Source organism: Arcobacter iocasae (assembly GCF_042214795.1).
Classification (GTDB): Bacteria; Campylobacterota; Campylobacteria; order Campylobacterales; family Arcobacteraceae; genus Arcobacter; species Arcobacter iocasae.
Map to the genome: position 1 here is coordinate 558,737 of NZ_CP090177.1, position 24,964 is coordinate 583,700.

The 24,964-nt window shown below is 27.8% G+C and carries 23 protein-coding genes; 4 read left to right on the forward strand and 19 right to left on the reverse strand.

From position 1 onward, the window contains the following. The first annotated feature begins 2 nt into the window (after positions 1 to 2). Both ruvB and LXN10_RS02950 read left to right on the forward strand, forming a co-directional pair. On the forward strand, positions 3 to 1,019 hold the full coding sequence (gene ruvB / locus LXN10_RS02945) for a Holliday junction branch migration DNA helicase RuvB (protein WP_375724454.1): 1,017 nt from the start codon (positions 3 to 5) through the stop codon (positions 1,017 to 1,019). Then, the gene (locus LXN10_RS02950; RefSeq protein ID WP_375724455.1) at positions 1,016 to 2,083 is read left to right on the forward strand and encodes an AI-2E family transporter; all 1,068 of its coding nucleotides are present in this window, start codon (positions 1,016 to 1,018) and stop codon (positions 2,081 to 2,083) included. The genes ruvB and LXN10_RS02950 overlap by 4 nt, the downstream gene beginning before the upstream one ends. Here LXN10_RS02950 and LXN10_RS02955 read toward each other — a convergent pair. From LXN10_RS02955 to clpS, 6 genes are all read right to left on the reverse strand, one after another. Next, positions 2,080 to 3,177 (reverse strand): leucine-rich repeat domain-containing protein, encoded by a 1,098-nt coding sequence (locus tag LXN10_RS02955; protein ID WP_375724456.1) that lies wholly within the window; start codon positions 3,175 to 3,177, stop codon positions 2,080 to 2,082. The two genes, LXN10_RS02950 and LXN10_RS02955, sit on opposite strands and share 4 nt — an antisense overlap. Before the next feature lie 11 nt (positions 3,178 to 3,188). Continuing rightward, complete coding sequence (locus LXN10_RS02960) at positions 3,189 to 4,127, reverse strand: DnaJ domain-containing protein (protein WP_375724457.1); 939 nt, start codon at positions 4,125 to 4,127, stop codon at positions 3,189 to 3,191. 234 nt (positions 4,128 to 4,361) lie between these two features. Beyond that, complete coding sequence (locus LXN10_RS02965) at positions 4,362 to 5,102, reverse strand: ferredoxin-thioredoxin reductase catalytic domain-containing protein (RefSeq protein ID WP_375724458.1); 741 nt, start codon at positions 5,100 to 5,102, stop codon at positions 4,362 to 4,364. Further along, positions 5,102 to 5,722 (reverse strand): c-type cytochrome, encoded by a 621-nt coding sequence (locus LXN10_RS02970; RefSeq protein ID WP_375724459.1) that lies wholly within the window; start codon positions 5,720 to 5,722, stop codon positions 5,102 to 5,104. The genes LXN10_RS02965 and LXN10_RS02970 overlap by 1 nt, the downstream gene beginning before the upstream one ends. Before the next feature lie 13 nt (positions 5,723 to 5,735). Next, entirely contained in the window at positions 5,736 to 7,967 is a 2,232-nt protein-coding gene (gene clpA / locus LXN10_RS02975; RefSeq protein WP_375724460.1) for an ATP-dependent Clp protease ATP-binding subunit ClpA, read from the reverse strand. A gap of 3 nt (positions 7,968 to 7,970) precedes the next feature. After that, on the reverse strand, positions 7,971 to 8,270 hold the full coding sequence (clpS, locus tag LXN10_RS02980; protein ID WP_013136259.1) for an ATP-dependent Clp protease adapter ClpS: 300 nt from the start codon (positions 8,268 to 8,270) through the stop codon (positions 7,971 to 7,973). Between the two features lie 55 nt (positions 8,271 to 8,325). Here clpS and bioD point away from each other — a divergent pair, with 55 nt between their 5' ends. Continuing rightward, positions 8,326 to 8,961 (forward strand): dethiobiotin synthase, encoded by a 636-nt coding sequence (bioD, locus tag LXN10_RS02985; RefSeq protein ID WP_375724461.1) that lies wholly within the window; start codon positions 8,326 to 8,328, stop codon positions 8,959 to 8,961. Between the two features lie 13 nt (positions 8,962 to 8,974). On the opposite strand, the gene LXN10_RS02990 is transcribed toward bioD, so the two are convergent. From LXN10_RS02990 to ectA, 5 genes are read right to left on the reverse strand one after another with little or no spacing between them, the layout of a single operon-like run. Beyond that, positions 8,975 to 10,354, reverse strand: coding sequence for an aspartate kinase (locus LXN10_RS02990; protein ID WP_375724462.1), 1,380 nt, complete (start codon positions 10,352 to 10,354; stop codon positions 8,975 to 8,977). A gap of 11 nt (positions 10,355 to 10,365) precedes the next feature. Beyond that, on the reverse strand, positions 10,366 to 11,253 hold the full coding sequence (locus tag LXN10_RS02995) for a phytanoyl-CoA dioxygenase family protein (protein ID WP_375724463.1): 888 nt from the start codon (positions 11,251 to 11,253) through the stop codon (positions 10,366 to 10,368). Positions 11,254 to 11,270: 17 nt separating this feature from the next. After that, positions 11,271 to 11,666 (reverse strand): ectoine synthase, encoded by a 396-nt coding sequence (locus LXN10_RS03000; RefSeq protein WP_375724464.1) that lies wholly within the window; start codon positions 11,664 to 11,666, stop codon positions 11,271 to 11,273. A gap of 4 nt (positions 11,667 to 11,670) precedes the next feature. Continuing rightward, positions 11,671 to 12,951: a diaminobutyrate--2-oxoglutarate transaminase gene (gene ectB / locus LXN10_RS03005; RefSeq protein WP_375724465.1), complete on the reverse strand. Its 1,281-nt coding sequence runs from the start codon at positions 12,949 to 12,951 to the stop codon at positions 11,671 to 11,673. Further along, positions 12,951 to 13,451: a diaminobutyrate acetyltransferase gene (gene ectA / locus LXN10_RS03010; RefSeq protein WP_375724466.1), complete on the reverse strand. Its 501-nt coding sequence runs from the start codon at positions 13,449 to 13,451 to the stop codon at positions 12,951 to 12,953. Before ectA ends, ectB begins: the two co-directional genes overlap by 1 nt. A gap of 180 nt (positions 13,452 to 13,631) precedes the next feature. Here ectA and LXN10_RS03015 point away from each other — a divergent pair, with 180 nt between their 5' ends. Then, positions 13,632 to 13,970, forward strand: a complete 339-nt coding sequence (locus LXN10_RS03015; RefSeq protein WP_129101729.1) for a MerR family transcriptional regulator — start codon at positions 13,632 to 13,634, stop codon at positions 13,968 to 13,970. Here the strand turns inward: LXN10_RS03015 and LXN10_RS03020 are convergent. Genes LXN10_RS03020 through flhB form a run of 8 tightly spaced genes read right to left on the reverse strand, consistent with a single transcriptional unit; the run spans position 13,965 to position 24,956 of the window. After that, positions 13,965 to 15,149, reverse strand: coding sequence for an MFS transporter (locus LXN10_RS03020; protein ID WP_375724467.1), 1,185 nt, complete (start codon positions 15,147 to 15,149; stop codon positions 13,965 to 13,967). The two genes, LXN10_RS03015 and LXN10_RS03020, sit on opposite strands and share 6 nt — an antisense overlap. Positions 15,150 to 15,155: 6 nt before the next feature. Continuing rightward, positions 15,156 to 15,866 (reverse strand): hypothetical protein, encoded by a 711-nt coding sequence (locus tag LXN10_RS03025; protein WP_375724468.1) that lies wholly within the window; start codon positions 15,864 to 15,866, stop codon positions 15,156 to 15,158. A gap of 10 nt (positions 15,867 to 15,876) precedes the next feature. Beyond that, complete coding sequence (locus tag LXN10_RS03030; protein WP_375724469.1) at positions 15,877 to 17,352, reverse strand: BatD family protein; 1,476 nt, start codon at positions 17,350 to 17,352, stop codon at positions 15,877 to 15,879. Positions 17,353 to 17,354: 2 nt separating this feature from the next. After that, positions 17,355 to 19,466, reverse strand: coding sequence for a flagellar biosynthesis protein FlhA (flhA, locus tag LXN10_RS03035; protein ID WP_375724470.1), 2,112 nt, complete (start codon positions 19,464 to 19,466; stop codon positions 17,355 to 17,357). Between the two features lie 15 nt (positions 19,467 to 19,481). Next, positions 19,482 to 20,600 (reverse strand): flagellar hook-associated protein FlgL, encoded by a 1,119-nt coding sequence (gene flgL / locus LXN10_RS03040; protein ID WP_375724471.1) that lies wholly within the window; start codon positions 20,598 to 20,600, stop codon positions 19,482 to 19,484. Further along, on the reverse strand, positions 20,597 to 21,904 hold the full coding sequence (gene fliI, locus LXN10_RS03045) for a flagellar protein export ATPase FliI (RefSeq protein WP_375724472.1): 1,308 nt from the start codon (positions 21,902 to 21,904) through the stop codon (positions 20,597 to 20,599). The genes flgL and fliI overlap by 4 nt, the downstream gene beginning before the upstream one ends. Before the next feature lies 1 nt (position 21,905). Further along, entirely contained in the window at positions 21,906 to 23,900 is a 1,995-nt protein-coding gene (locus LXN10_RS03050; protein WP_375724473.1) for a tetratricopeptide repeat protein, read from the reverse strand. 3 nt (positions 23,901 to 23,903) lie between these two features. Continuing rightward, positions 23,904 to 24,956, reverse strand: a complete 1,053-nt coding sequence (flhB, locus tag LXN10_RS03055; protein WP_375724474.1) for a flagellar biosynthesis protein FlhB — start codon at positions 24,954 to 24,956, stop codon at positions 23,904 to 23,906. Positions 24,957 to 24,964 lie beyond the last annotated feature (8 nt).

Below are 24,964 nucleotides of genomic sequence, written 5' to 3' on the forward strand. Positions count from 1 at the left end.
TAGTGGATGATAGATTAGTAAATGTAGAACAAATATCTTTTGAAGATGAAAAAGTTGAAGTAAATTTACGACCCTCATCATGGGATGATTATATTGGTCAAGAAAAAATTAAAAAGAATCTAAGAGTCTTTATAGATGCAAGTAGAAAAAGAGGTGAAGCCTTAGATCATATCTTATTTTATGGACCTCCTGGACTTGGGAAAACTACACTTTCATACCTAATCTCAAATGAGATGGACTCAAACATAAAAATAACAGCTGGTCCTATGATTGAAAAGTCAGGAGATTTAGCTGCAATTTTAACAAACCTTGAAGAAGGTGATATTTTATTTATCGATGAAATTCATCGTTTAAGTCCAGCAGTTGAAGAGATACTTTATCCTGCTATGGAAGATTATCGATTAGATATTATTATTGGAAGTGGACCAGCTGCACAAACTGTAAAAATAGACTTACCAAGATTTACACTAATTGGTGCTACTACAAGAGCTGGTATGCTTTCAAATCCTTTAAGAGAAAGATTTGGTATGCACTTTAGAATGCAGTTTTATACACATCCTGAGTTATCTAAAATCATTCAAAAAGCAGGAACAAAGCTAGATAAAGAGTGTGAAAAAGATGCAAGTTATGAAATTGCAAGAAGAAGCAGAGGAACACCTAGAATTGCCCTTAGACTTTTAAGACGAGTAAGAGATTTTGCAGAAGTAGAAAATGAGCAAATAATCAAATTAAAAAGATGTGAATATGCCCTTAATGAATTGGGAGTAAATGAAACAGGCTTTGATGAGATGGATATAAATTTACTTGAACTTCTAGTTTCAAATAAAGGAAGACCAATGGGACTTTCTACAATTGCAGCAGCTTTAAGTGAAGATGAAGGTACTATAGAAGATGCCATAGAGCCATACTTATTAGCTAATGGATATATAGAAAGAACAGCAAGGGGAAGAGTTGCTAGTGTAAAAACATATGAACTTTTTAGACTTACAGCTCCTATTATAGAAGGTAAACTATTTTGAAACCACAATATTTTTTGATTTTAATTGGAGCAATAACTCTTTATTTTCTAATTGAACTATTCCACCCTTTTCTAAAAGCAATGAGCGTTGCACTTTTACTTGCAGTTGCCACAAATACTTTAAGTATTAATGTATCAACTAAGATTAAAAATAAATTTTTATCTTCAACTTTAATGACGATTATTTTAACCTTTGTATTCTTTATTCCACTGTTATATTGTGTATTCTCTTTTGCTACATTAATAAATAATATTGACCAACAAGCTTTATCTAAAATGCTAACAAAATTTGAATCATGGGTTGCACTTTTACCTAATGATTTTTTAATTATAAAAGAACAACTAATGGATGCAATAAGTAAAATTAATATTAAAGAATTTATTGAAAGTCTTCTTTCTTTTGGAGCATATTTAGGTAAAAACTCTGCAAAATTTATAATTGATATGGTAATGATATTGATATTTTATTTCTTCTTTAATTTTTATTCATTACAACTATCAAGTTATTTAAAAGGTCTTTTACCTTTAAAAAAAGAAGATGCTAGTGTACTATTTATTGAGTCTTCAACAGTAATGAGTGTAGTTTTATATTCTGTACTTGCAACAGCTATTTTAGAGGGATTTTTGTTTGGTATTTTTATTACATTCTTTGGATATGATGGAATTTTACTTGGAGTATTATATGGATTTGCTTCTTTGATTCCAGTTGTAGGAGGATTGATTATGTGGCTTCCTATGGCTTTATATGAAGGATTTACAGTATCTCCTGCTAATGGTTTGATTATAGCTATATATTCAGTTGTGGTAATAGCAATTCTTGCAGATACCTTTGTAAAACCAGTCATAATAAAATATATTAATTTAAAAGTAGTAAAAACAAAAGCAAATATAAATGAGTTATTAATATTTTTCTCTATTATTGCTGGATTATCGACTTTTGGCTTTTGGGGGATGATTATAGGACCTGCAATGGTTAGTTTTTTTATCTCAATAGTTCAACTATTAAAAAAGTTTTCAGTTGATTCTAAAATAAAAGATATAAACTCGCTAGATAGCACAGTCTAAGAAAACTTAATTATACTCTTTTGTATAAAGTCATCAAATTCATTACCTATAGGTACAGTTTTATCAACTTCTAACCAAGATAAATCTTTGAGATAAGATAACTCTATAGGTAAATGAGCAATATTATTATTTGAAAGGTTAAACTCTTTTAATCTTTTGAGACTATCTAAATTTTGAGGTAAATTAATCAAACAATTATTTGATAACCATAACTCTTTTAAATTTGACAAGTTTGATATTTCACTTGGAATAGTTTTTAAATTATTTGAGTAAAGCCATAAGTCCGTTAATTCTGTCAAGTTCCCAATACTACAAGGGAGTTCTTCTAATCTATTTTCATATAACCATAAGACTTTTAATTTTTTTAACTCACCTATACTTTCAGGTAATTCCACTAAATAATTATGATTTACAAGTAACTCTGTTAGATTTTTAAGATTTCCTATGTCATTTGGCAAGTACTCTAGTTTATTATCAAAAATACTTAAACTATCTAAGTTTTCCAACTGACAAATACTACTTGGTAATATTCTTAAATCATTACCTAATAAATTAAGTTTTATTAGATTTTTTAGTTGTCCAATTTTACTTGGCAATGAAGTAATAGAATTTTCAAAAAGTGCTAAAACTTCTAGATTATTTAATTCACAAATCTCATCTGGTAATCTTGATAGATTATTTTTTGATAAACTCAATTCCACTAGCATTTGTAAATTATTAATTTCCCTTGGAATAAATCTTAATCTATTTTTGTACAAATGCAATTTTTTTAGTTTTGTAAGATTACATATCTCTTTTGGAAGATAAGTTAAATTATATTTTGAAAGGTTCAATTCTTCTAGATTTAATAAAGTATGTTTATCTCTTGGAAGTCCCCTTGGATACTTACTATTAAATCCTTTTTCAATAAAGTACAATTCATCAATTTTATTTTCATCTGCCCAATCAAATATTCTATCTATCCATGAATCATCCATCGAAATATCAATGGGATTATTCAATATTTTTTGAGTATAAGCTATAAGTGTTTTACTCTTATAAAGTTCCATATAAGAGGAGTTGTTTCTTATTATTAGTCCTGCTCTACTAGTCATTTTTACTCTTTTTATATTGTTGTTGAATATTGGCGCATTTTAGCAACTAGGTTCTCTTTCTCTTCTTTTAACTCTTGTTTCATTTCATAAATATATTCATCTAAATTATCAATTTTATTTATTAATCTAAAGGTTTCATCTTTTTTTATAATTTCAATCTCTGTCTTAGCCAATTTTATTTTTTCCCTAGCTAGTTCAATTTTATTTTTTAAGATATTTTTATCAAAAAGTGTATCTGATTCACATGAAAAGCTCTCACCATTTAAAAGATTATTTAATATTCGAGATACTTTTTTTAGATTGTTTTGTTGATATGCTGAATTTAATTCTTTAAAAATCTCTTCTGCTTTATCTTTTTTAGCCTCTTCTATAATATCTGGATGGCACAATCTACTAGCTTTTCTATAAAGTCTTTTTAATTCAGCTTTTTCTATTTTTGTAAGCTCATATGGATCATCTAATTTAAACTTTTTTATCTCTTCATGAAAGTTTTCAAAATCTTTTTTTGCTTCAAAATATTGATACTCATATTTTTTACCATCTTTTTTATATAAAAATTCAAAATACTCTTCTCTTAAAATAAGTATCTCTTCTATTAATACACCAACTTCTTTATGGTATCTACTGTTAAAATCATTTATTTTATTGTGATGTTCTTCAATCTTGCAACTTAGAGTTAAAAGTTCTTTTTCTAAAACTTTTAACTCTAATTTTAATCCTTGAATTTCTTTATCTTCATGTACTACTAAACTAGAAAATTGACCCAAATATTGATCAATTAAAGATATAACTTCTTGGAAATTTGTCTCTTCAATAAGTTTTAATATTTTTTTTACTTTTTCATCAATTTTTAAAGAGTATAGTCTATGCACTTGGGGATAAAGACTCTCTTCATCTTCAATAGCAATACAACTTTTAATGATTTCTAATCTCTTTAAAATCTCTTTCATAGTAGCCTTAAATCTTTATAATTACACTATATTATACAAAAATATTGATGACAACTTTTAGAAAAAAATCATGAATTTGAGAAATTACTTTTAGTATTATTTAATTTGTTTAGATTATTTCTAGGCAAGAAAGCCTAGAAATGGGGTTTAGAAGAATTTTTATTTTAAATTAAATTTTATTAAGAAAGTATTTATACTAACTTTAAGAAATATATAAAATTTATTCTTTATTTTTTATTCACCTGAAATTAATTCACCTTGGTAAGTCATAATTCCATAGTCAAGATTACATACACTTTTAAATCCAGCACTTAGCATAATATTTTGACAATAAGCGCTTCTACTTCCACTATGGCAATAAACTACTACTGGAATATCTTTTTTATCGTCAAGTACTTCTATTGATTGATAAAAAGATGTTGTTGGAACTAAGAAGTCAGTTCCTTTTATTCTATGACCTGCCCACTCCATCCACTCTCTCACATCAACTAAATTAAAATTAATAAAACCTAATTCTCTAGCTTCCAATAAAGCTTCAACTTCCATTGCACTTATTTGAGATTTTTTTAAGATATTTTCACACTCTTCTTTTGTGAAACCTTTTGAATGAACAACTTCCTCTTTTTCTTTTGGACTATTAGTTAAAGAATCTGCATACTCTTTTGTACAAAAAATTCCACAGTGACAATGACCTTGTGAAGGAATCTCCTCTTTAAGGGCTGGGGTACATGGACAAAGTCTATTATCAGCTTTATCTTTTTCTTCTTGAGTTTCACCTATTACCATAAAACATGGACAATATCTCTTATCATATATAAGTTTATTTCTAGTCAAACCCATTTGGATAGATTCATTTACATCATCTTCTGGATTATAAACAAATCCATACTCTTCACAAACTTTATCTGTAAATTGCTTTGTTAATTCAAATGTTGTTTGAAATTCATCACTATTTATATCAATCTTTTTAATCATTATTTTCCTATTTTTGAAATATACTTTGATAAAGCTTTTATATCAGCTTCACTTAATTGCATAACTTGGCCTTTCATTATGCCTTTCATGTCTCCACCATAAGTTCCATTTTTATAACCTAAAAGAGCATCTTCAATCTTCTTTTCATCCCATTGCCCTATTTTTTGTGATTTTCCAAGGGCATGAACTTCTCCATTTTTCCCATGACATCCAGCACATTTTACAAATAATGTTTTAATTCTTTCATCAGTTTCATCTTTTGGTGTAATTGCATTATCTATGCTTTTACTAATATCTTTTGCCACATCATTTGCTTGTTTTACCACATCAACACTAACTTCTTTTGCTTTTGCAATAGCATCTTTTGTTGCATCTTTTGAATCATCAACGGCTTTTAAAGTCTCTTCTTTTACAGCTTTTACAATCTCTTTGCTAGAATCAATTATTTCATTGCTTTTTGCTTTTATAATTTCAATATTCTTTTTAGTATCATTTACAGTTGCTGTTTGTGCAGCTTCTGCTTTTTCAACTTTTTGTACCTTTTGAGTCTCTTCACTACTTTCATTACAACCTGCAAATATAAATAATGCAACAATAGAACCTAATAAAACTTTATTCATTTTTCTCTCCATTTTATAACTCTTTATAATCAAATTTAAATTCATCTTTTACAAAATCAATTTTAACTAAACCACCATTTTTTAGTTTCCCAAATAAAATTTCATCAGTGATTTTATCTTTTATTTCACGAGAAATAACTCTATTAAGTGGTCTAGCACCCATATCTTTATCATAACCAAGTCTTGCTAACTCATTCTTAGCTTTTGTACTTATAACTATATCAATATTTTTATCTTTGATTTGCTCTTTCATATCATCAATAAATTTACCAACAACTTTTGAAACAATATCTAATGTAAGTGGCTTAAAGGTTACAATGTTATCAAGTCTATTTCTAAATTCTGGTGCAAAGAATTTTTTAATTGCTTTATTTTCATTTAAAGAATCATCTTTTGCAAATCCCATAACATTTGCTTCTGAAGAACCTAGATTTGAAGTCATAATTAAAACAACATTTTGGAAGTCTGCTTTATTACCACTATTGTCTGTTAATTCTGCATTATCCATAACTTGAAGTAAAATTGACATCAAATCAGGATGAGCTTTTTCTATTTCATCAAGTAATAATACACAGTGAGGATGTTTTCTAATGGCTTCTGTTAAAAGTCCACCTTGTTCAAATCCAACATATCCAGCAGGTGCTCCAATTAGTCTTGAAACAGTATGAGCTTCCATATATTCACTCATATCAAATCTTTCAAAATGAACACCAAGTTGTTTAGATAATTCTTTTGCAACTTCAGTTTTACCAACACCTGTTGGTCCAGTGAAAAGAAAACTACCAACTGGTTTTGACTCACCACCTAACCCTGCTCTATTAACTTTAATAGATTTTACTATTGAAATAATTGCATCATTTTGACCAAAAACTCTTTTTTGCATGTTTTTTTCTAAACTTCGTAAAAGTGTTAAGTCAGATTTCGTTGCTGATTTTGGTGGGATATTTGCCATAAGTGCCACAGTATTTTCAATATCAGTTGCAGTAATATTTATAGGTTTTTTCTTTTTACCATCTGCATTTAATTGTAGTTTTTTAGTAGCTGCTACCTCATCAATAACATCAATTGCACTATCAGGCAAAAATCTATCATTGATATATTTTTTACTAAGTTCCACTGCTACTTCTAAAGATTTTTTATTGAACTTAACATTATGAAACTCTTCGTATTTTGATTTAAGTCCATCTAAAATAGCTACACAATCTTCACTACTTGGTTCACTTACATCAACTTTAGCAAATCTCCTACTAAGTGCCTTATCTTTAGAAAAATCATTTCTAAATTCTGTAAAAGTAGTTGCTCCTATACATCTAAGTTTTCCATTTGAAAGCATTGGTTTTAAGATATTTGAAGCATCCATTGCTCCACCGCCAACACTTCCAGCTCCAACTAATGTATGTATTTCATCTATAAATAAAATAGAATTAGGAATTTTACTTATCTCTTTTAAAAGTGTTTTTAATTTTTTCTCAAAATCCCCTCTATATTTTGTCCCTGCTAGCATAGAACCCATATCAAGAGAAAAGACTTTTGAATCTTTTAAAATAGAAGGTACATTATTATTTGCAATTTCTAAAGCTAATCCTTCAGCAATAGCAGTTTTACCAACTCCTGGTTCCCCTACAAGGATTGGATTATTTTTCTTTCTTCTACTTAAAACTTGAATTACTCTATTTATTTCTCGTTCTCTTCCAATAACTGGATCAATCTCACCTTTTTTTGCAACTGCTACTAGTTCTGTTGCATTGTTCTCTAAGGTTTCATTTTTTTTGTTCAATCTTTTTTCTTCATCAAAATTTTCATCTTGAACATCTACTTCAACATCTCTATGAGCTATTTCTTCTAAGATATCAATTCTTTCTATTCCTTGGCTTTTTAAAGCAAAAGTTGCATATGATTTTTCATTTTTCAAAATTGCTATAAACATATCATCAACACTTGCAAACCCTTTTCCAGAAGTTTGTGTATGTGCAACCATATGTTCAATAACTGAAGTTAATGTTGTTGTTTCTATTGGCTCATCATTAACATTATCAGGAAGTCTTGGGGTACTTACTTCAATATGTGATTTTGTGTCATTAAATATTTTATTAGTATCCAATCCTAAATCAAGCAACATATTTGCTATAAATTCATCATTTAATAACATTAAAAAAATATGCTCCAATGTCAAATACTCATGTTTACTGCTTTTAGCATAAGATACTGCTTGTGCAAATATCTCTCTTAATTCTTTACTTATCATAATTTACTCTTCTTCCATTATCGCTTTTAAAGGAAAGCCCTTTTGTCTAGCTAAATTTTTTACTTGCATGACTTTTGTAGAAGCTATTTCATGGGTATATGTCCCACAAACTTCTTTTCCATTATTATGAATATTTAACATTATAACAGTAGCTTCATCTGTTGTTTTTTTAAAAATCTTTACAAGTATATCAATTACAAAATCCATAGTAGAATAATTGTCATTTAATAATAACACTTTATACTTTTTTGGTTCTTGTACTTCCAAATCATCATTTAACTCTATTTCAAACTCATTTGCCAAAATTAAAACCTTTTAGGATAAAATCAATTAATATTATACCAAAAAAGAATTTACAATGATAAAAAACAAAAATTACCTTTCAAATCAAAGCTTATTTATAACTGCGACAAATACAGATGTTGGTAAAACTTATGCTGCATCTTTGTTTTTAAAAAAATTCACAAAAGATGGATTTAAGGTTGGATATTACAAACCAATTGAAACAGGAGTGATAGATAAACCTATTGATGGACTTTCTATGCTTGAACTAACAAAAAGTTTAAATCCTGATTTTGATGTGGATATAGATTTTGTAGTACCTTACCAATTTGAACTTCCTGCTGCCCCTTATGTTGCTAAAAAAGAAAAAGATATTGATTTAGAATTTATAATTAAAAGAAAAAAAGAACTTGAAAAACTTTGTGATATTTTGATTATTGAGGGTGCTGGAGGGCTAATGGTTCCTATTTTAGAAGATTTTTTTATGATTGATTTAATAAAAAAACTTGAAACAAAAGTAGCATTAATATGTCCAAGTAAGCTAGGAGGCATCAATGATACTCTTTTATCACAAGAAGCCTTGAAAAATAAAGATATCGACTTTGAATGGTATATAAACCTTTATAAAGATAAAGATAGTTTTGAGGAAGTATCACTTCCTTTTTATATCAATCATTTCAAAGAAATTAAATTCTTACAAGACTTAATTTAAAAAAGAAAGAATCTTATAAAGATTCTTCTTTTTGTAATAAACTTTCATAAAGAGTTTCAAGTGCATTATTTGCAATATTTTGTGAAACTCCAATATGAAGTGAAATTTTAGATGGACTCATATCAAGCATATCAAAACTAATATTCTTCTCTTTTAAAGCATTGATAGCATCCACTATTGCAAAGGTATTTTCTTTTAGACCAATTCCAACTAATGTAATTACACATAAATTATAAGATACAATAATATTATCTGTTTTTAGTCTTTTTTCTATCTCTCTTCTTAAATTATTTATCTTGCCTTTTAAATCTTCTTGTTCTACTAATATTGAGATATCATCCCTATCTGTTGGATAATGATAAGTATTAACTCCAAACTCACTAAATATTTTTAATAACTCAGCAGTAAATCCAATCTCATCAGCTAACATATCTTTTTGAAGATAAATAGATGCCATATTATCAAGCTTAGCAATTCCCACTAAATCTTCCATTGGAACTCTTTCACTTAAAATCATAGTTCCACAATGTTCTTTATTATTTGTATTTCTAATATTAATTGGAATTTTACTTTTTTTACAATTTAACATTGCATTGAAATGAAATACATTAAAACCTTTTGAACTAAGTAGTCTTAACTCTTTAAATGTAAGTCTTGGTATTACCTTTGAACCACTTATAACTCTGGGATCAACTTCATAAACACCATTTGTATCTGTCCAGTTTTCATACTTATTTGCATCAAGGGCATAAGCTAATTCTCCACCTGTTAAATCACTTCCACCCCTACTCATAACTGCTATTTCATTATTTTTTGTTACACCATAAAATCCAGGAACTAAGTATTTAGTATCTTTAGTAGTATCAAATTTTTCTTCTATATTTGCATAAGTTACTTTTTGTACTTTTCCATCTCTAAAATCATCACTTAAAATAAATCCAAACTCTTCTGGCAACATAAGTTTTATATTTAAACCTTCATTTGAAAAATATCTTTGTATTATTTTTGCGTTATAATGTTCACCTCGTGACAAGAAAAAAGCTTCTTTTCTTTCGCCTTTTAACAATGAATTTGCTAAATCTTTTTCCAAAGATTTTATTAAATCATCACCTTTAACATTTAAATCACTACATAATCTTCTATATTTATCTATGATTGCATCATAACTTTGCTTTTTACTTATAGTTATGAGATGTTCTTCAAAATATTTACCTGAAGTTGCTACATTTAGTAAGTGGTCAGTTATCTTTTCATCAAAATTATCATCTCTACCTGGTGCAGAAACTACAATTACTCTTCTACCATCGTCTTCTTTTACAATATCTAAGACTTTTTTTATTTGGGAGGCATCTTTTACAGAACTACCTCCAAATTTACATACTTTCATACTCATTTATTACCTTATTAGTTACTTTTTATTGGTTCATAATCTTTTAATGCCAAAAAAGAAGCCCTATTGCTCTTAGCACCAAAAGGTTTTGTTGGAACATTTTCTACTGAATTAAAAACAAAAAATGCATTAGTTCTACTATATGGAGAAATATTATCACAGCTTCCATGCATAATATTCCCATCATGGATTACTAATGTTCCAGCTTTTCCATATGCACCTACGATATTACTATCTTTGACTAATTGTTCTATTGCTTTTAAACTTGGTACTCCGTACTCTTGTTTTTTTAAAGATTTTTTATAGTTATCTTCTGGTGTTTTTCCTTTACAAGAAACATATTTTTTATGACTTTTTGGAATTAAGTATAAGGGTCCATTAAATTCTGTATTATCATTTAACATAACCCAAGCACTTAAACATCTGCAATTTGGCAAACCATCTTCTGTGTGCCAAGTTTCAAAATCACTATGCCAAGGGAAAGATTTTCCCTGATAAGCTGGTTTTATATTAATCCTACTATGATGAATATAAACATCACTTCCTAAAATTTGCTTAACTTTATTTAGTATTCGAGGATCTTTTGAAAGCTTCTCAAAAAGAGTACTAAAAAGATGTTGATTAAAAATCGTTCTTAGTTCATTGCTCGTTGGTTCACAAATAAACTCTTCATTTTTAATCAAATCACCATTTTCAGCCATCAAGTCTATCTCTTGAATCATCTGTTCTATTTCATCTTCTTTAAAAATATTTGGAAATGTGATAAATCCATTCTTTTCATACTCATCTAACTCAATATTATTTAAAGAGTATTCACCTTGTTGTTTTTTACTATATACTGTTTTATCAACTCTTTGTATAATCTTTTCTTCATTTAGTCTTGATGGATATAAATCCTGCATTTAATCTTCTCCTCTTATTAATCTTCTAATGGATAAACTCCATTTTCATCGTGGTTTTCTGTTCCTTTAATAGGAGGATTAAATACACAAATCAGTCTCATATCTTCTGTTCCACCATATAAATTATGGTCATCATGTTCATTTAGTGCATACATAACACCATCATAAATCTCATGAATTTTTCCAGTTTTCAAATCTTCGATTTTACCATTTCCCGCTACACAATAAACGGCTTCAAGATGGTTTTGATAATGAATATGCGTTTTCGTATTTGCTTTTATGATAGTCTCATGGAATGAGAATCCCATATTATCACCTTTTAAAAGCATTCTTCTACTAACCCATTGTCCTTCTTCTGCGTGAACTTCTTTATCTGTGCCTATAATATCTTTATTTATATCTAATACAATCATCTTCTTAAAATTCCTCTGTTAATTTTTCTTTTTTATCTGCAACTAGTTTTGAAATAGCTATTTCAAGTCTATTTAAACCTTCTATTAGTGTCTCTTCATCAATAATTAATGGTGGTAAGAATTTTACAACTTGATCTTCACTACCACAAGTTTCAATAATTAGTTTTTCTGCAAATGCATATTTTGAAATCTCACCAGCAACTGAATTATCACCTTTGATTTCAAATCCATAAGCTAGACCTCTACCTCTAATTACAATATCAAAGGTATCTTTGTATTTATCAGCTATTTTTTCTAAAGTCTCTTTTAAAAGTTTTTCTTTATATTTAACTGCATTTGATAAATCATCATTTTGCCAATAATGTGAAATCGCAACTGTTGCAGCTACAAAGGCTAAGTTGTTTCCTCTAAATGTACCTGTGTGTTCACCTGGTTTCCATTGGTCTAAATCTGGTTTTAATAATACAATTGCCATTGGTAATCCACCACCAATTGATTTTGATACAGTTACAATATCAGGATTGATTCCTGCAAATTCAAATGAGAAAAATTCACCAGTTCTTCCATTACCAACTTGAATATCATCAATGATTAATAAAATATCATACTCTCTACAAATAGATTCAAGCTCTTGCAACCACTCTTTACTAGCTACATTAATTCCACCTTCACCTTGAATAGTCTCAACAATTACAGCTGCTGGAATATCAAGTCCACTACTACTATCTTCTAAAAATTTTCTAAAGATAGTCATTGTATTCATATCACCAAAATAACCATCAAATGGCATAAATGATACATTTGATCTACTAATATAACTCTCATCTCTATAATCATTATTTCCAGTTACTGAAGATGAACCTTGAGTAAGACCATGAAAACCATTAGTGAAAGAAACAACATTACTTCTTCCTTTTACAAGTCTTGCAAGCTTAAGTGCAGTTTCTACTGCATTTGTTCCTGTTGGTCCTGTAAATTGTATTTTGTAATCTAAGTTTCTAGGTACTAATATTGTGTCATTAAATGTTTGTAAAAAATCTTTTTTTGCACTTGTTGCCATATCAAGACCATGAATAACACCATCTTTTTGTATGTATTCAATCAATGCTTTACTGATATGCTCATTATTATGTCCATAATTTAGTGTTCCTGCTCCTGCAAAAAAATCAATAAAGTCTTCACCTTGTTCATTCGTTAAAACAGCTCCTTTTGAAGTTTCAAATATTGTTGGAAAACTCCTAATATATCCTCTTACTTCTGATTCTAAATTTTCGAATATTCTCATTATTTTTCTTCCTTTATTTTAAATGGCCCTATTTCGTATAGAGTCTCATCTTCATGACTGTTTTTAAAGTCATTTTTTTCAAAAAATGTACTACTAGTCATTTTTGTATTTAGCCCTTTGGCAACCTTTTCAAAAACCTTTATTGATGATATATTGCTAGGTGACACTGTTGTATAGATTTTTTCAACATCTAAAAAATCTCTTTTAATTATATTCATGATTAGTCGACCTGCTATATCATTTCCTCTATATTTTCCATCAACTGCAACTTGCCATATGAACAAACTGTTATTTTCATCTGGTTTTAAATATCCAGATACAAAACCTATAACTTTATCTTCATGTAATGCAACCGCACAAGTTGATGAAAAATGTGTTGATTGAAGTAAATAAAGGTACTCAGAATTTAAATCTAAAACCTTACTGTCTTTTACCAAATCATAGATTTGAATTGCGTCAGATTTTTCTGGTTTTCTTATCATAATATTATATGATGACATAAATTTTACCTTTTTTTGTATTTTTTTTCCATACAATATGTTTTAAATTAACATAGTAAATGTTAATTTTTTACATATTAAGTGTTTATTATTGCATAACTTTCTTAATTTAATCTTAGTTTCTGTGTAATTTAAACATTATTTATAGTAAAAAATGTATAATTGTGAAAAAGGAAATTAGTGGCTTTAATAGACAATGACAAGGAAATATTACCTTTAAGTAGTATTGCAGAACTTTTAGGGACAAAAGTAAGAACTCTAAAAATGTACGAAGATAAAGGACTTTTACCTGAAAAAAAAGAGATTAAAAAACTATATTCAATCAATGATACAAAAATGGTCTCTTTTGTTCACTACTTAGCAAGTGTAAAAAAAATAAATGCAAACGGTATAAAATATATTACTGAAATGGTTGAAAATAATATGGATGAGAATAATAAAGCTCTGTTTTTAAATATAGTTGAAGAGAAAATGGAGAAATTATCTACAGATGATATAAAAGATATAGAACTTTTATAAGAGAACTTTTACAACTTTTTTATAATAAAAAGCGACAAGAATAAAAGCAAAACCTAAAATAATTGTAATAAAACTAAGAGGAATAATATCTGCTAAAATACCAATAAAAAATGTGGTAAGTACATTTGATAACATAAATATCATATCATTATATGAAATTACTCGTCCCAAATATTTGTGCTCAACCCTTTCTTGTATAAAAGCATAGCTCATTGACCAAATAGTTGTTGTAGTAAAACCAGTTAAAAAAACCATAATTAGTGCCAAATAAAAATTAAATTGAAAAATTCCCCATAAAATTATGCCTAAGCCTTGAAAAATAAATAAAAGGGTTAATCTATCTTTATTTACCCAATTTGTAATAATAAATGGACCTACCATAAGTGCTATTGCTCTAATGGCATTTGTTATACCTATTGATAAAGGTACTGCTATTACATACTTATACTCATTTTTAGCTAGTAATGTTACAAGTGTATCAAAAGAAGTTAATCCAACTGAGGCATGAAGTAGCAAGAGATGAAGAACATACTTATTACTTTTTATATATAAAAAGCCACCTTTTATCATAGATAAAACTTTCTCTTTTGTATGTACAATTTCTACTTTAAATTCAATATTAAAAAAAACCAATATTGCTACAATAAAAAACAAAGCATCTAAAAGAATGGCTATCTTAACTCCAAAATAATTTACAACAAGCCCACTCATTGCCATACCAAAAGCATAAGTAAATGACCAAATAATAGAGTGGATTTCATTTGTTTTTTTTAAAACATCACCTGAAACTATTTTAGGTAATAGTGTCATCTCAGCAGAGAAAAACATAGAAGCACTACTCATTCGTATAAAAATAAGTATCATCAAAAGCCAAATATCTTCTTTATCATTAATAGTAAGAAGTAGTAAGGTCATGCATAATTCTGTACTTAAAAGTGTTAGCATTAGAGGTTTGATTTTAAATCTGTCTATAATGGTACCAGATAAGGGCGCTATCACGATTGCTGGAATAAAATGCATAGCAGTAACAAGGGAAATAGCAAAGGCACTAGAGCCAAAGTTTACAAGCATAGTATAAATAGCAACATTTGAAAACCAAGCTCCAAAATAAGCTATTACTTGAAGAATAGAGAGCTTTCTTACAAGCGGATAATTAACTAAAAGTTCTTTATAATTCAAGTTTTTCTATTTAAATTCTATTTTAACAAGTCTAGAAAAAGTTTTAGGATTAGGCACTATTATTTCTACTTTATATGAAGAGATATGTTTACTATCAGCTACTTTATAAATTTTGTCAATTTTTAAATCACTTTTTTTGCCATCTAAGTATATTGTTTTATTAGAAATTGAATCATAATCAGAAATAGGAATATAAATTTCTAGCTTTGCTTTGCTCAAATCTTTTGATTCATATAATAAAGTTCCAGGAGTAACATAATCTCCTTTTTTAACATTTATATTATAAATATAGATTTTATCTTCCCACAAAACTTTATTTTTAATTGTATCTTCAAGATTGGCTATATTTATTATCAAATCACTTTTTGTTGATTCTAAATTTAAAACTTGGATTTTTTGATTATCTTTTTCAAAAGCTGATTTTGAAGATATTTTATATAATCTATTATAATTTTTTTGTTGAATATATAACATAGAATCTAAAACTTTTAATTTATTTTTTGTTTGAGCAAGTTCTATTTTATCTACACTATTGTCTATTTCTACAATTTTTGTTTTTTTATTTAGGTATTTACCTTCTACTTCTTCATTTGTAAAAAGTACTTTTCCACTTACAGAAGATTTTACTACAAAACTATCATATGGTTCTAATTTTGAATAATATTCCATTGCAAATAATAAACTTGCACTTAGAAGAAAAACAGCAACAATTTTCATAAATATCCTTTTACAAATCTAAAGTTTCTAATATTTTTATAATCTCGTTTTTAGTAATTTTCAAATCAATAGATTTATCTTTTTCAAGTTTAAAAATCAGCTCATCAAGATTTTTATTATATCCAATATATGGAAGAAGTATCTTCATCATTTCATTTTCATTTTTAGATTTTTTTACTAATTTTATAAGAGGTAAATCATCTTTTTGTTTTGAATTCTTTTTGGCTTTTATATAAAAATATAAAGCAAAAGATATTATTGTCAGAAAAACACCTAAAACAAATGATAATATCATTTTATTTAAAGAGGTTTTATAAACTATTTTTTCTTTTACAACTTCAACTTGTTTTTCAGGTTGAGCTTTTTCTAGTCCTGTAAAACTCTCTTGTTTTTTTACATTTTTTACTTTTATTTTATAACTTGGAGTATTTTTAATAACAACTTTTTGAGTAGCTTTATCAAAATATTTAAGCTGTATTTGTGGTATTTCAAAATCTTTATTTGCAATTATTGAAAAAGACTTTTTATATGAACCTGTATATTTGTCATTTACAATTTTTGTTTGGATTTTTGGTTTATCCTCAAATATTGTTGCATCTTTAATATTTAATTTTATATCTTCCATATCATCAAGGTTCCCAGTTCCATCAATCTCTACTTTAAAAGACAAGGAATCACCTTCATTTATTTCATCTTTAGATACGGAAGTTTTTATAGAAAAATCACCTACTAAATTAATACCTTTAGGTAATGGTTTTACATCTAAATTAAGAGAGTTAGAGTATATTTTTTCTAATTTTGCAGCTTGTGAAAATAAAGAGTAAGTAAAAGCATTTTCATCAATTACTTTTGCTTCTATTTTTATAGGGTCTATTCTTAAGTGACCAGCTTTTTGAGGAGAAATTAAAAAGTTTAACTCTTGAACAACAAAGCCATTTTCTTCATAGCTTTTATTCTTTTCATCAATCTTTTTACTCCAAATATCATTAAAAACAGGCATATTAAAACCTAAATCTGATATTTGTAAGTCTTTTTTATATTTAAATCTCATATTTAAAATTGCATCTTCACCAGTATATAAAGAGGTTTTATTTAATGAAATTTTAAAATCAAAATTTTTTGATTTTGTTTTACTAGGAATAATTTCTTTTACAAGTTTCTCTTTTGTCTTTATAATCTTTCCATCAACTTTTATTTCAAAAGATGGTAAAGTGAACTCTTTTGTAGGTTTTATTGCATATGTTTTTTTAATCTTATTTACCACATTGCCATTAGTGCTGGTCATAGTTCTACTAGTTCCTAAATTAGAAACTACATAGTTATCTATTTTATCTATTTTAGGAAACTCGACATCTGTACCATCTGCTTCTATTTCAAAAACATAATTTTCATTTAAAATGAAATTATCACTTGATTTTACAACAACATCTCCATAAAGAAAAGATGTAAAAATTATTAATATAAAAAGTTTAAAATATAAATTCATGATTAAAACTCTAATGTACCTTCAATTGAAAAATTAGCTTTAGAATCAAGTTCTGCATGACTCAAGACAGCAATTTCTAAGCCAAATTTTTCATAAATTTCAGAAATTCTTTTTCTCAACACTGGATCTACAACCATAGCAACTTTTGTATAACCTTTTGCTTCTACAGTTTTAAGTAACTCTTTTGTATGAGTAACTAAGTCATTAATCTCACCAATTGATAACAATAACTGTGATGCTCCACCTTTATCTTGAAGCTTGCCAATAAAGCCTTGTTCAAGTTCTGGTTTAATAGTAATGATGTGTAAAATATTATCAGTATCCAAATATCTATTAGTAATAAGTCTATATAATTTACTTCTAACATGCTCTAACAATACATCAGGAACTTTAGTATACTCTGCAATATCTGCTACTGCTTCAATAATTGTTAACATATCTACAATTGGTATACCTTCATGAAGAAGATCTTTTGCAACTTTTAATAGTGTTCCATGTGAAGTTAATTTCATAGCTTCATCTACAACTATTGGGAAATCTTTTTTCAATCCATCAACAATATCAACAATATCTTGTCTAGTAAGAATATCTTCTGCATGTCTTTTTATTATCTCAGAAATATGAGTAGATATAATAGTTGGGGCATCAACTACTGTAAATCCCTTTAATAATGCATCATCTCTTAAATCAGGATTTATCCATGTGGCATCAAGACCAAAAACAGGCTCTTTTACTTTTTTACCATCTAATTGAGCCTTAGAAGTTCCTCCCATAGCAAGGAGTCTATCAACTTCTACGCTTGCAACCGCAAGGGGTATTCTTTTTAAAAATAAAGAATACTGATTTGAATTTAAAGTTGCATCATCTGAAATCTTTATTTGAGGGATAATAAATCCCAAATCAGCAGCAACAGTTTTTCTAATTCCTCTAATTTTATCTAATAATTCAGAATTACCCTGAACAAGTTGTAAAAGCCTCATTCCAAGTTTTAATTCTAAAACTTCCATTTTCATAATATTATCAATAGTTTCTTTATCACTTTCTGGTTTAGCAGCTTTATCTTTTTGTTCTTTAATTTTTTCTAAAATATCTTGTTTTTCTACTTCTTCTTTTTTAGAGAAAAATCTTGTAAAACTATTTTCACTACCTGAATCAATCATATAGATAATATAACCTGTACCACCTAACAATAATCCCATTACGACCAATATTCCTGTTGGAAAACCAGGAATCATAGAAAATAAGATTAAAGTAATTCCAAGTAAAATTAAAACTTTTGAATCACTTACAAGTTGACTAATTGCTTGATCAGCAAAATTATCTTTATCAAGATTAGATCTTGTAATAATAATACCGGTTGCAGTTGATAAAATCAAAGCTGGAATTTGGGCAACTAAACCATCACCAATAGTTAAAATAGTAAAAATTCTAGCACTTTCTGAAATACTTAAATCATGTTGGAATACACCGATTAAAAGTCCACCAATAATATTTACAACTGTAATAATAATACCTGCTGTTGCATCACCTTGAACAAACTTTGAAGAACCATCCATTGCCCCATAAAAGTTTGCTTCTGCAATTAATTCATGTCTTCTATCTGTTGCTTCTTTATCATCAATAAATCCAGCATTTAAATCAGCATCAATAGCCATTTGTTTACCAGGCATAGAATCAAGTGTAAATCTAGCTGTTACTTCTGCAACCCTTGTAGAACCTTTTGTTACAACCATAAAGTTAATAAGTACTAAAATAATAAATACAACAATACCAATTACCATATTTCCACCAACAACAAAGTTCCCAAAAGCAGAAATAATAGAACTTACAGCATCTGGACCATTATGTCCATCTGTTAAAATTGATCTAGTTGTTGCGATATTTAGGGATAGCCTAAATAGCGCAAATATTAAAATAAGTGTAGGGAATGTTGTTAAATCTGTAGGCTTTTGAATATATAAACCAATAAGTAAAATCAATAAAGAAATTGACAAAGATAAAATCAAAAAGAAATCTAGTATAAATTTCGGTAAAGGAACAATTATAATAGATAATATTGCAATAAAAAATGCTACTGCAAATAAATCTTTTGAAAATATCTTTCTTATGTTCATATATTAAAAATTTTATTAACTTAAATAGTTAACTAAAGATAATTTGCTTGCCTTGCTAATACTTGAATAAAGTGATGTATAAATTAACTGCAACTGTTGTGACTCAATCGCTACTTTAGTCAGATCCGCATCATTATTTTGAATTGCTAAAACATCAAAATGAGTTGTTTTTGTAGTAATTCTTTCCTCTGCTGCTTCAAATGTTGCATTTCTTGCCCCTAGCTCTCCATGTGCTGTATTCGCAGCATTCCAAGCATTATTCAAACTTTCAAGAGCTAAAGACATAGCATCCCCATCATTACTTTTTAAAGCCTTTATCGCATCATCTATAGCATCAAAAGTATTGTGTTTTGCAGTAAAAGTTTTTTCACTACCATCTTCATTTGTAGGAAGACTAGTTATTTCATGTACTTTATCAGGTGATTCACCTGTTGTTTTTACTTCAATAAAATTTTTAGTTGATTTACCATCTTCATCATACTCTACAAGAACAGTTTGTGCATCATTTAATTTCCACTCTCTACCATTATCATCAATTATTCTTTCACCTTCTTTAAAACTCAACGGCTGTCCAGAAACTCCAGCAGTTGTAGTATATGACATAATATCTAATCCTGTAACACCTCTGTCTCGATAAGAATCTATTTCTACAGCACTTTTTCTTAAAGTTGTATTACCGTTATATGATACTTTTCCATTTGCATCTTGTGTAAAAGCTTGTTTATTAGTCTCTGAACCAGAGAATATATATTCATCTTGAACTCTTTCATTAACCATAGTATATAAGTTCTCTTTTGCCCCTTCGATTTGTGTTGCAATAGATTTTCTTGAAATGTCATCATTTGTGTCATTTCTACCTTTGATAATCTCTTTTTTAATGGTATCTAATAAATCTTTTATTCCAGCAAGCGTTGAATCTGATACATCATTTTGTGCTGTAGTATTATTTATTTGAGTTTTTAATCCATTATAAACATTAAGTTTATCTTCTAAAAATAGTTGTTGAGAATAAACAACAGAATCATCACTTCCATCATCAATTTTTTTCTTTGTACTTTGTTGATAATTAACTCTCATTTGTTGTTGATTCAGTATATCTAATCTGTATAGGGTTGATCTGTCTGTATTAATCATTTAATCACCTCCATAAATTGGTTAAAAATCTGGTTAAAGTCATATTTTTCAACTGTTCCTTGAAAAAGAAAGCTTTTTATTTTCTCTCTTTTTGCTAAAGCATCATCTAATTCTTTATCCATACCTTGTTTGTAAGCACCAACACGAATTAATATTTCGTTCTCTTTTATTAGTGATAATACTCTTTTTAACTTTAAAAATCCATTATAATGCTCAGGACTAACAACTTTATCCATAACCCTTGATGCTGATCTTAATAAATCTATAGGTGGATATTGACCTTGTTCTGTTAATTCTCTTGTCAAAACTATATGCCCATCAAGGATAGATCTACTTTGATCTGCAATTGGATCATTCATATCATCACCATCAACTAATACAGTGAAAAATGCAGTTATAGAGCCAAGTTCTGTATTTCCAGCTCGCTCCATCAATTGAGGTAAAAGTGCAAAAACAGAAGGTGGATATCCCCTACTAACTGGTGGTTCACCAATACTAAGGCCTATTTCCCTTTGAGCCATTGCAAACCTTGTAACTGAATCCATCATTAGTAGAACATCATGCCCTTTGTCCCTAAAAAACTCAGCAATTGCCATGGCAGTAAAAGCACCATATTTCCTCATTAAAGCAGATTCATCAGAAGTTGCAGCAATAATTATTGTATTTTCTAGATTATTATTTAAATTATAGTGAATAAACTCAGGAATTTCTCTTCCCCTCTCACCTATTAGTGCTACAACTTTTATTTGGGCTTCACATCCTTTTACAATCATCCCCATTAAAGTTGATTTTCCAACACCACTTCCAGCAAAAATACCAACTTTTTGTCCTTTTCCAGATGTTAGCATTGAATCTATTGCCTTAACACCTGTTGAAAACCTTTCATCAATAATTCCCCTTTCTAAAGCAGGAATTGATAATTTATTTATTGCAGAGTTTTGTTCTAAATCCTTTACTTTACCTTTTTTATCAATAGGTTCACCTAAAGCATTTACAACTCTTCCTAATAATCCATATCCACTTTTTACCGTTAGTCCATCTTTTTGTAAAAAAACTTTATCATTAATTCTAAAGCCTTCAATAAAAGAAAAGGGTACAATCTTAAATCCATCGCTTTCAACAGAAGCAGTCATTCCTAAAACAGTATACAAATGCTGTTCAGATTCTATTTTTACAATATCTCCAACAGCTACTTCTATTCCCACTGCTTTTATTGTAGTTGAACTTATGTGAGTAATTCTTCCAAAAGGAATTATTAAATTATTCTTATCAATATTATCTATAAACTTATCTAAATCTGTCATTTTACATCTTATCGCACATGGCTTTATATAAAGAGTCTTTTGTATTTTTAATATCTTTACATTTTGTTATAAATTCATTTTTCAATGCGCTTAAGCCTTCACTATCATATAATCTTATCAGCTCATAATCAACTCTTGCTTGATCATTAGCTTTCATATTTCTTGTATTTTTAATAGAATCTGTTAAATACTCAATTGCCCTAGGTATATTGTTTTTTCTTTTTTCTATCATTGCTAGTTCAATATCTACAAAAGGAGAATAAACATATGCATCAAACTCTTTTTGTTTAGTATACAACTTATTTAAAACTTTTTCAGCTTCATCTTGTTTATCTTTTCCAATTAAATATAAATAATATTGATAATAAAAATCTATTATAAGAGGATTATTCTCATTTTTTGTTATAAATTCAGGAAATCTAGTTGCATAATAGAAAAATTTCTCCATGGCAATTGAGTCTTTTTTTGCACTATAAACTAAAAATCTATATAAAAATTCTTTTGCTAAAACATCTTTATTATTTACCATTTCAACTTTTGAAGAAAAATCCATAGCATCATCCACTAAGCCTAAAGAGTAAGCCATTCTTTCTAAATATAGATATAATGTTGCATCACGACTTGTATTAAAAGTCTCTTTTAACATTTCATAAGCTCTTTCATAAGGAACTTCAATTAAACATTCAAAAAAATTATATTTTACATTTTTATCTTCAATTAAAAGTTCTAATGTCTCTTTTCTAGAAGTTTTAAGAGCTTTATTCATTAAAGAGCACTGATCATTTTTCAAATATTGCTTTATTAAATCAACATTAACTTCATCGAAAATTTCACCAACATTTTTATATGCAAATCTTTTCGTAATTGTATCAGCAATTTTGCCATAAACTCTTTTTGATTTTAAAATAAAATCATATTTCTTTTCTTTTTTAAAATTCAATAATTCTTGAAGTAATGCTTTTTGTTTCATAGCCTCTGAATTCGGGTACTTTGAGACAATCAACTGAGGTGTAATATTTCCCTCTCTCATTAGTATCTCATCAATATACATTTTCGCATCATTTGCATATAAACCATTTGGATAATCAGTTAAAATATCTTTATATAACTCTTTTGCTTTATATAAATAGTAGTTTGTTCCATCATACATTTCCATATAAACATTTGCTAATTTGAACTTAAATTCTTCAATAAACTCTTCTTGCTTTGCCCTATTTAAAAGCTCTTTTAAAATTTCAACCGCAAATTCTGGCATATTTGCATCAACAAGTTTGTCAACCTTTCTTAAAGCAACATATGAATCTTCTGAATAATAATCAATGTTTTTATTCAAAACTTTTGATATAAGTTCATATGCTTTTTCCTTTTGACCATCTAAAATATAAATATCAAATAGCTCATCAGCAACAATGGTAGCTACTAAAACATCAGTTGTATTTACTAAAATATTGTATAAAGTTTTAATAGCTTTTGAATAAGACTTTGTGTGCTTATATACCTTAGCTAAATAAATTTGTCCATAGGCATTCGTAATTTTATCAGAGAAATTATTTATAATAATTTCAGCAAAATATTTTGCTTCTTTTACCCTATTTGTTTCTAATTTAAAATCAACCATTAGCATATATGCTTTTGATAAGTCATCCTCATTTATTTGACCAGTATTTATAGCTAGTTCTAATTCATTAGAAGCTTCAGAGATGATTCTTTTGCTAGCTTTTTTAAGGGCGATTTCTGAATAAGTAAGTAAAATATCCGAATTTAATATATCAATTTTATTTGTTGCTTTAAAACTTTCAATTTCAGCAAAAGCTTCATCAACTTTTCCATTTTTTGCCAATTTCTTTATTTGTTGAAGTAATTCAAATCCATCTTTAATATCATTTTTTCTTTTCTCAGAAATTTGTGTTCCTGCTGGGTCTATAAAACTATAATAAAAATCTACTTTTGCACTTGAAATAGTAAATAGTAAAAACAGTATTATTAAAAATTTCAAAACTTACCTTTTATTTTTATTTAATTCATATACATAAGAGAATACTTCAGCCATGGCTTGATAAAATTCTCCAGGTATCTCTTGATCAATTTGAATTTGATCATATAAAGCCCTTGCTAAAGCAGGGTTTTCAATAATTGGGATTTTATTTTCTTTTGCAACATCTCTAATTTTTAAAGCTAAAAAGTCAATTCCTTTTGCTACAATTTTTGGAGCAGAGTTTACAGAACTATCATATTGTAAAGCCACAGAATAATGTGTAGGATTTGTAATAACAACATCTGCATCTTTTGCACTGGCTCTCATTCTTTCGTAGTGTAATTTATATTGAATCCCTTTTATTTTAGCTTTAACCTTAGGATCCCCTTCCATATTTTTATGTTCATCTGTTACTTCTTGTTTACTCATTTTAAGTGATTTAAAATAGTAATGTCTAGTGAAAAAATAATCTATTATAGCAAATAATATTACTATAAATAATATAGCTCCAACGAAATATAATAAAAGTGTAAACATTGCGTCTAAAGAAGAAGTAATATCTTTATCCATCATTGCTAAAAAAGCTTTATAAGTAAGTCCAAATAAGATAGTCATAACAAAAACTATTAATGTCAATTTTGCTAATAATTTTGTAGCTTCCAATAATTTTTTTAAAGAGAATAAGCCTTTAATTCCACCTATTGGATTCAATTTCTCAAATTTTAATTTTATTGGATTCATCAAAATTCCAAATTGTACTACATTTAAAATAATTGCCAATAAAATAACCACTAAAAAAAAGGGTGCCAAAGAATAAAATATTGTTGTAATAATTGTATTTGTTATATTATAATAATCTGTAGAAGTTAACTCTTGTCCAATTTGATTAAAAATATAAATCATGAGTTTTTTTATAGAATCATAAGTATAAGTACTCCAAAAAAGCATATACACTGTTCCAAATAAAAGTATAGCAGCACCAACTACTTCACCAGACTTAGGAACATTTCCTTCACCTCTTGCTTTTTCTAATTTCTTGGCGGTGGGTTCTTCGGTTTTATCTAATTCTTCAGCCATAATAAACC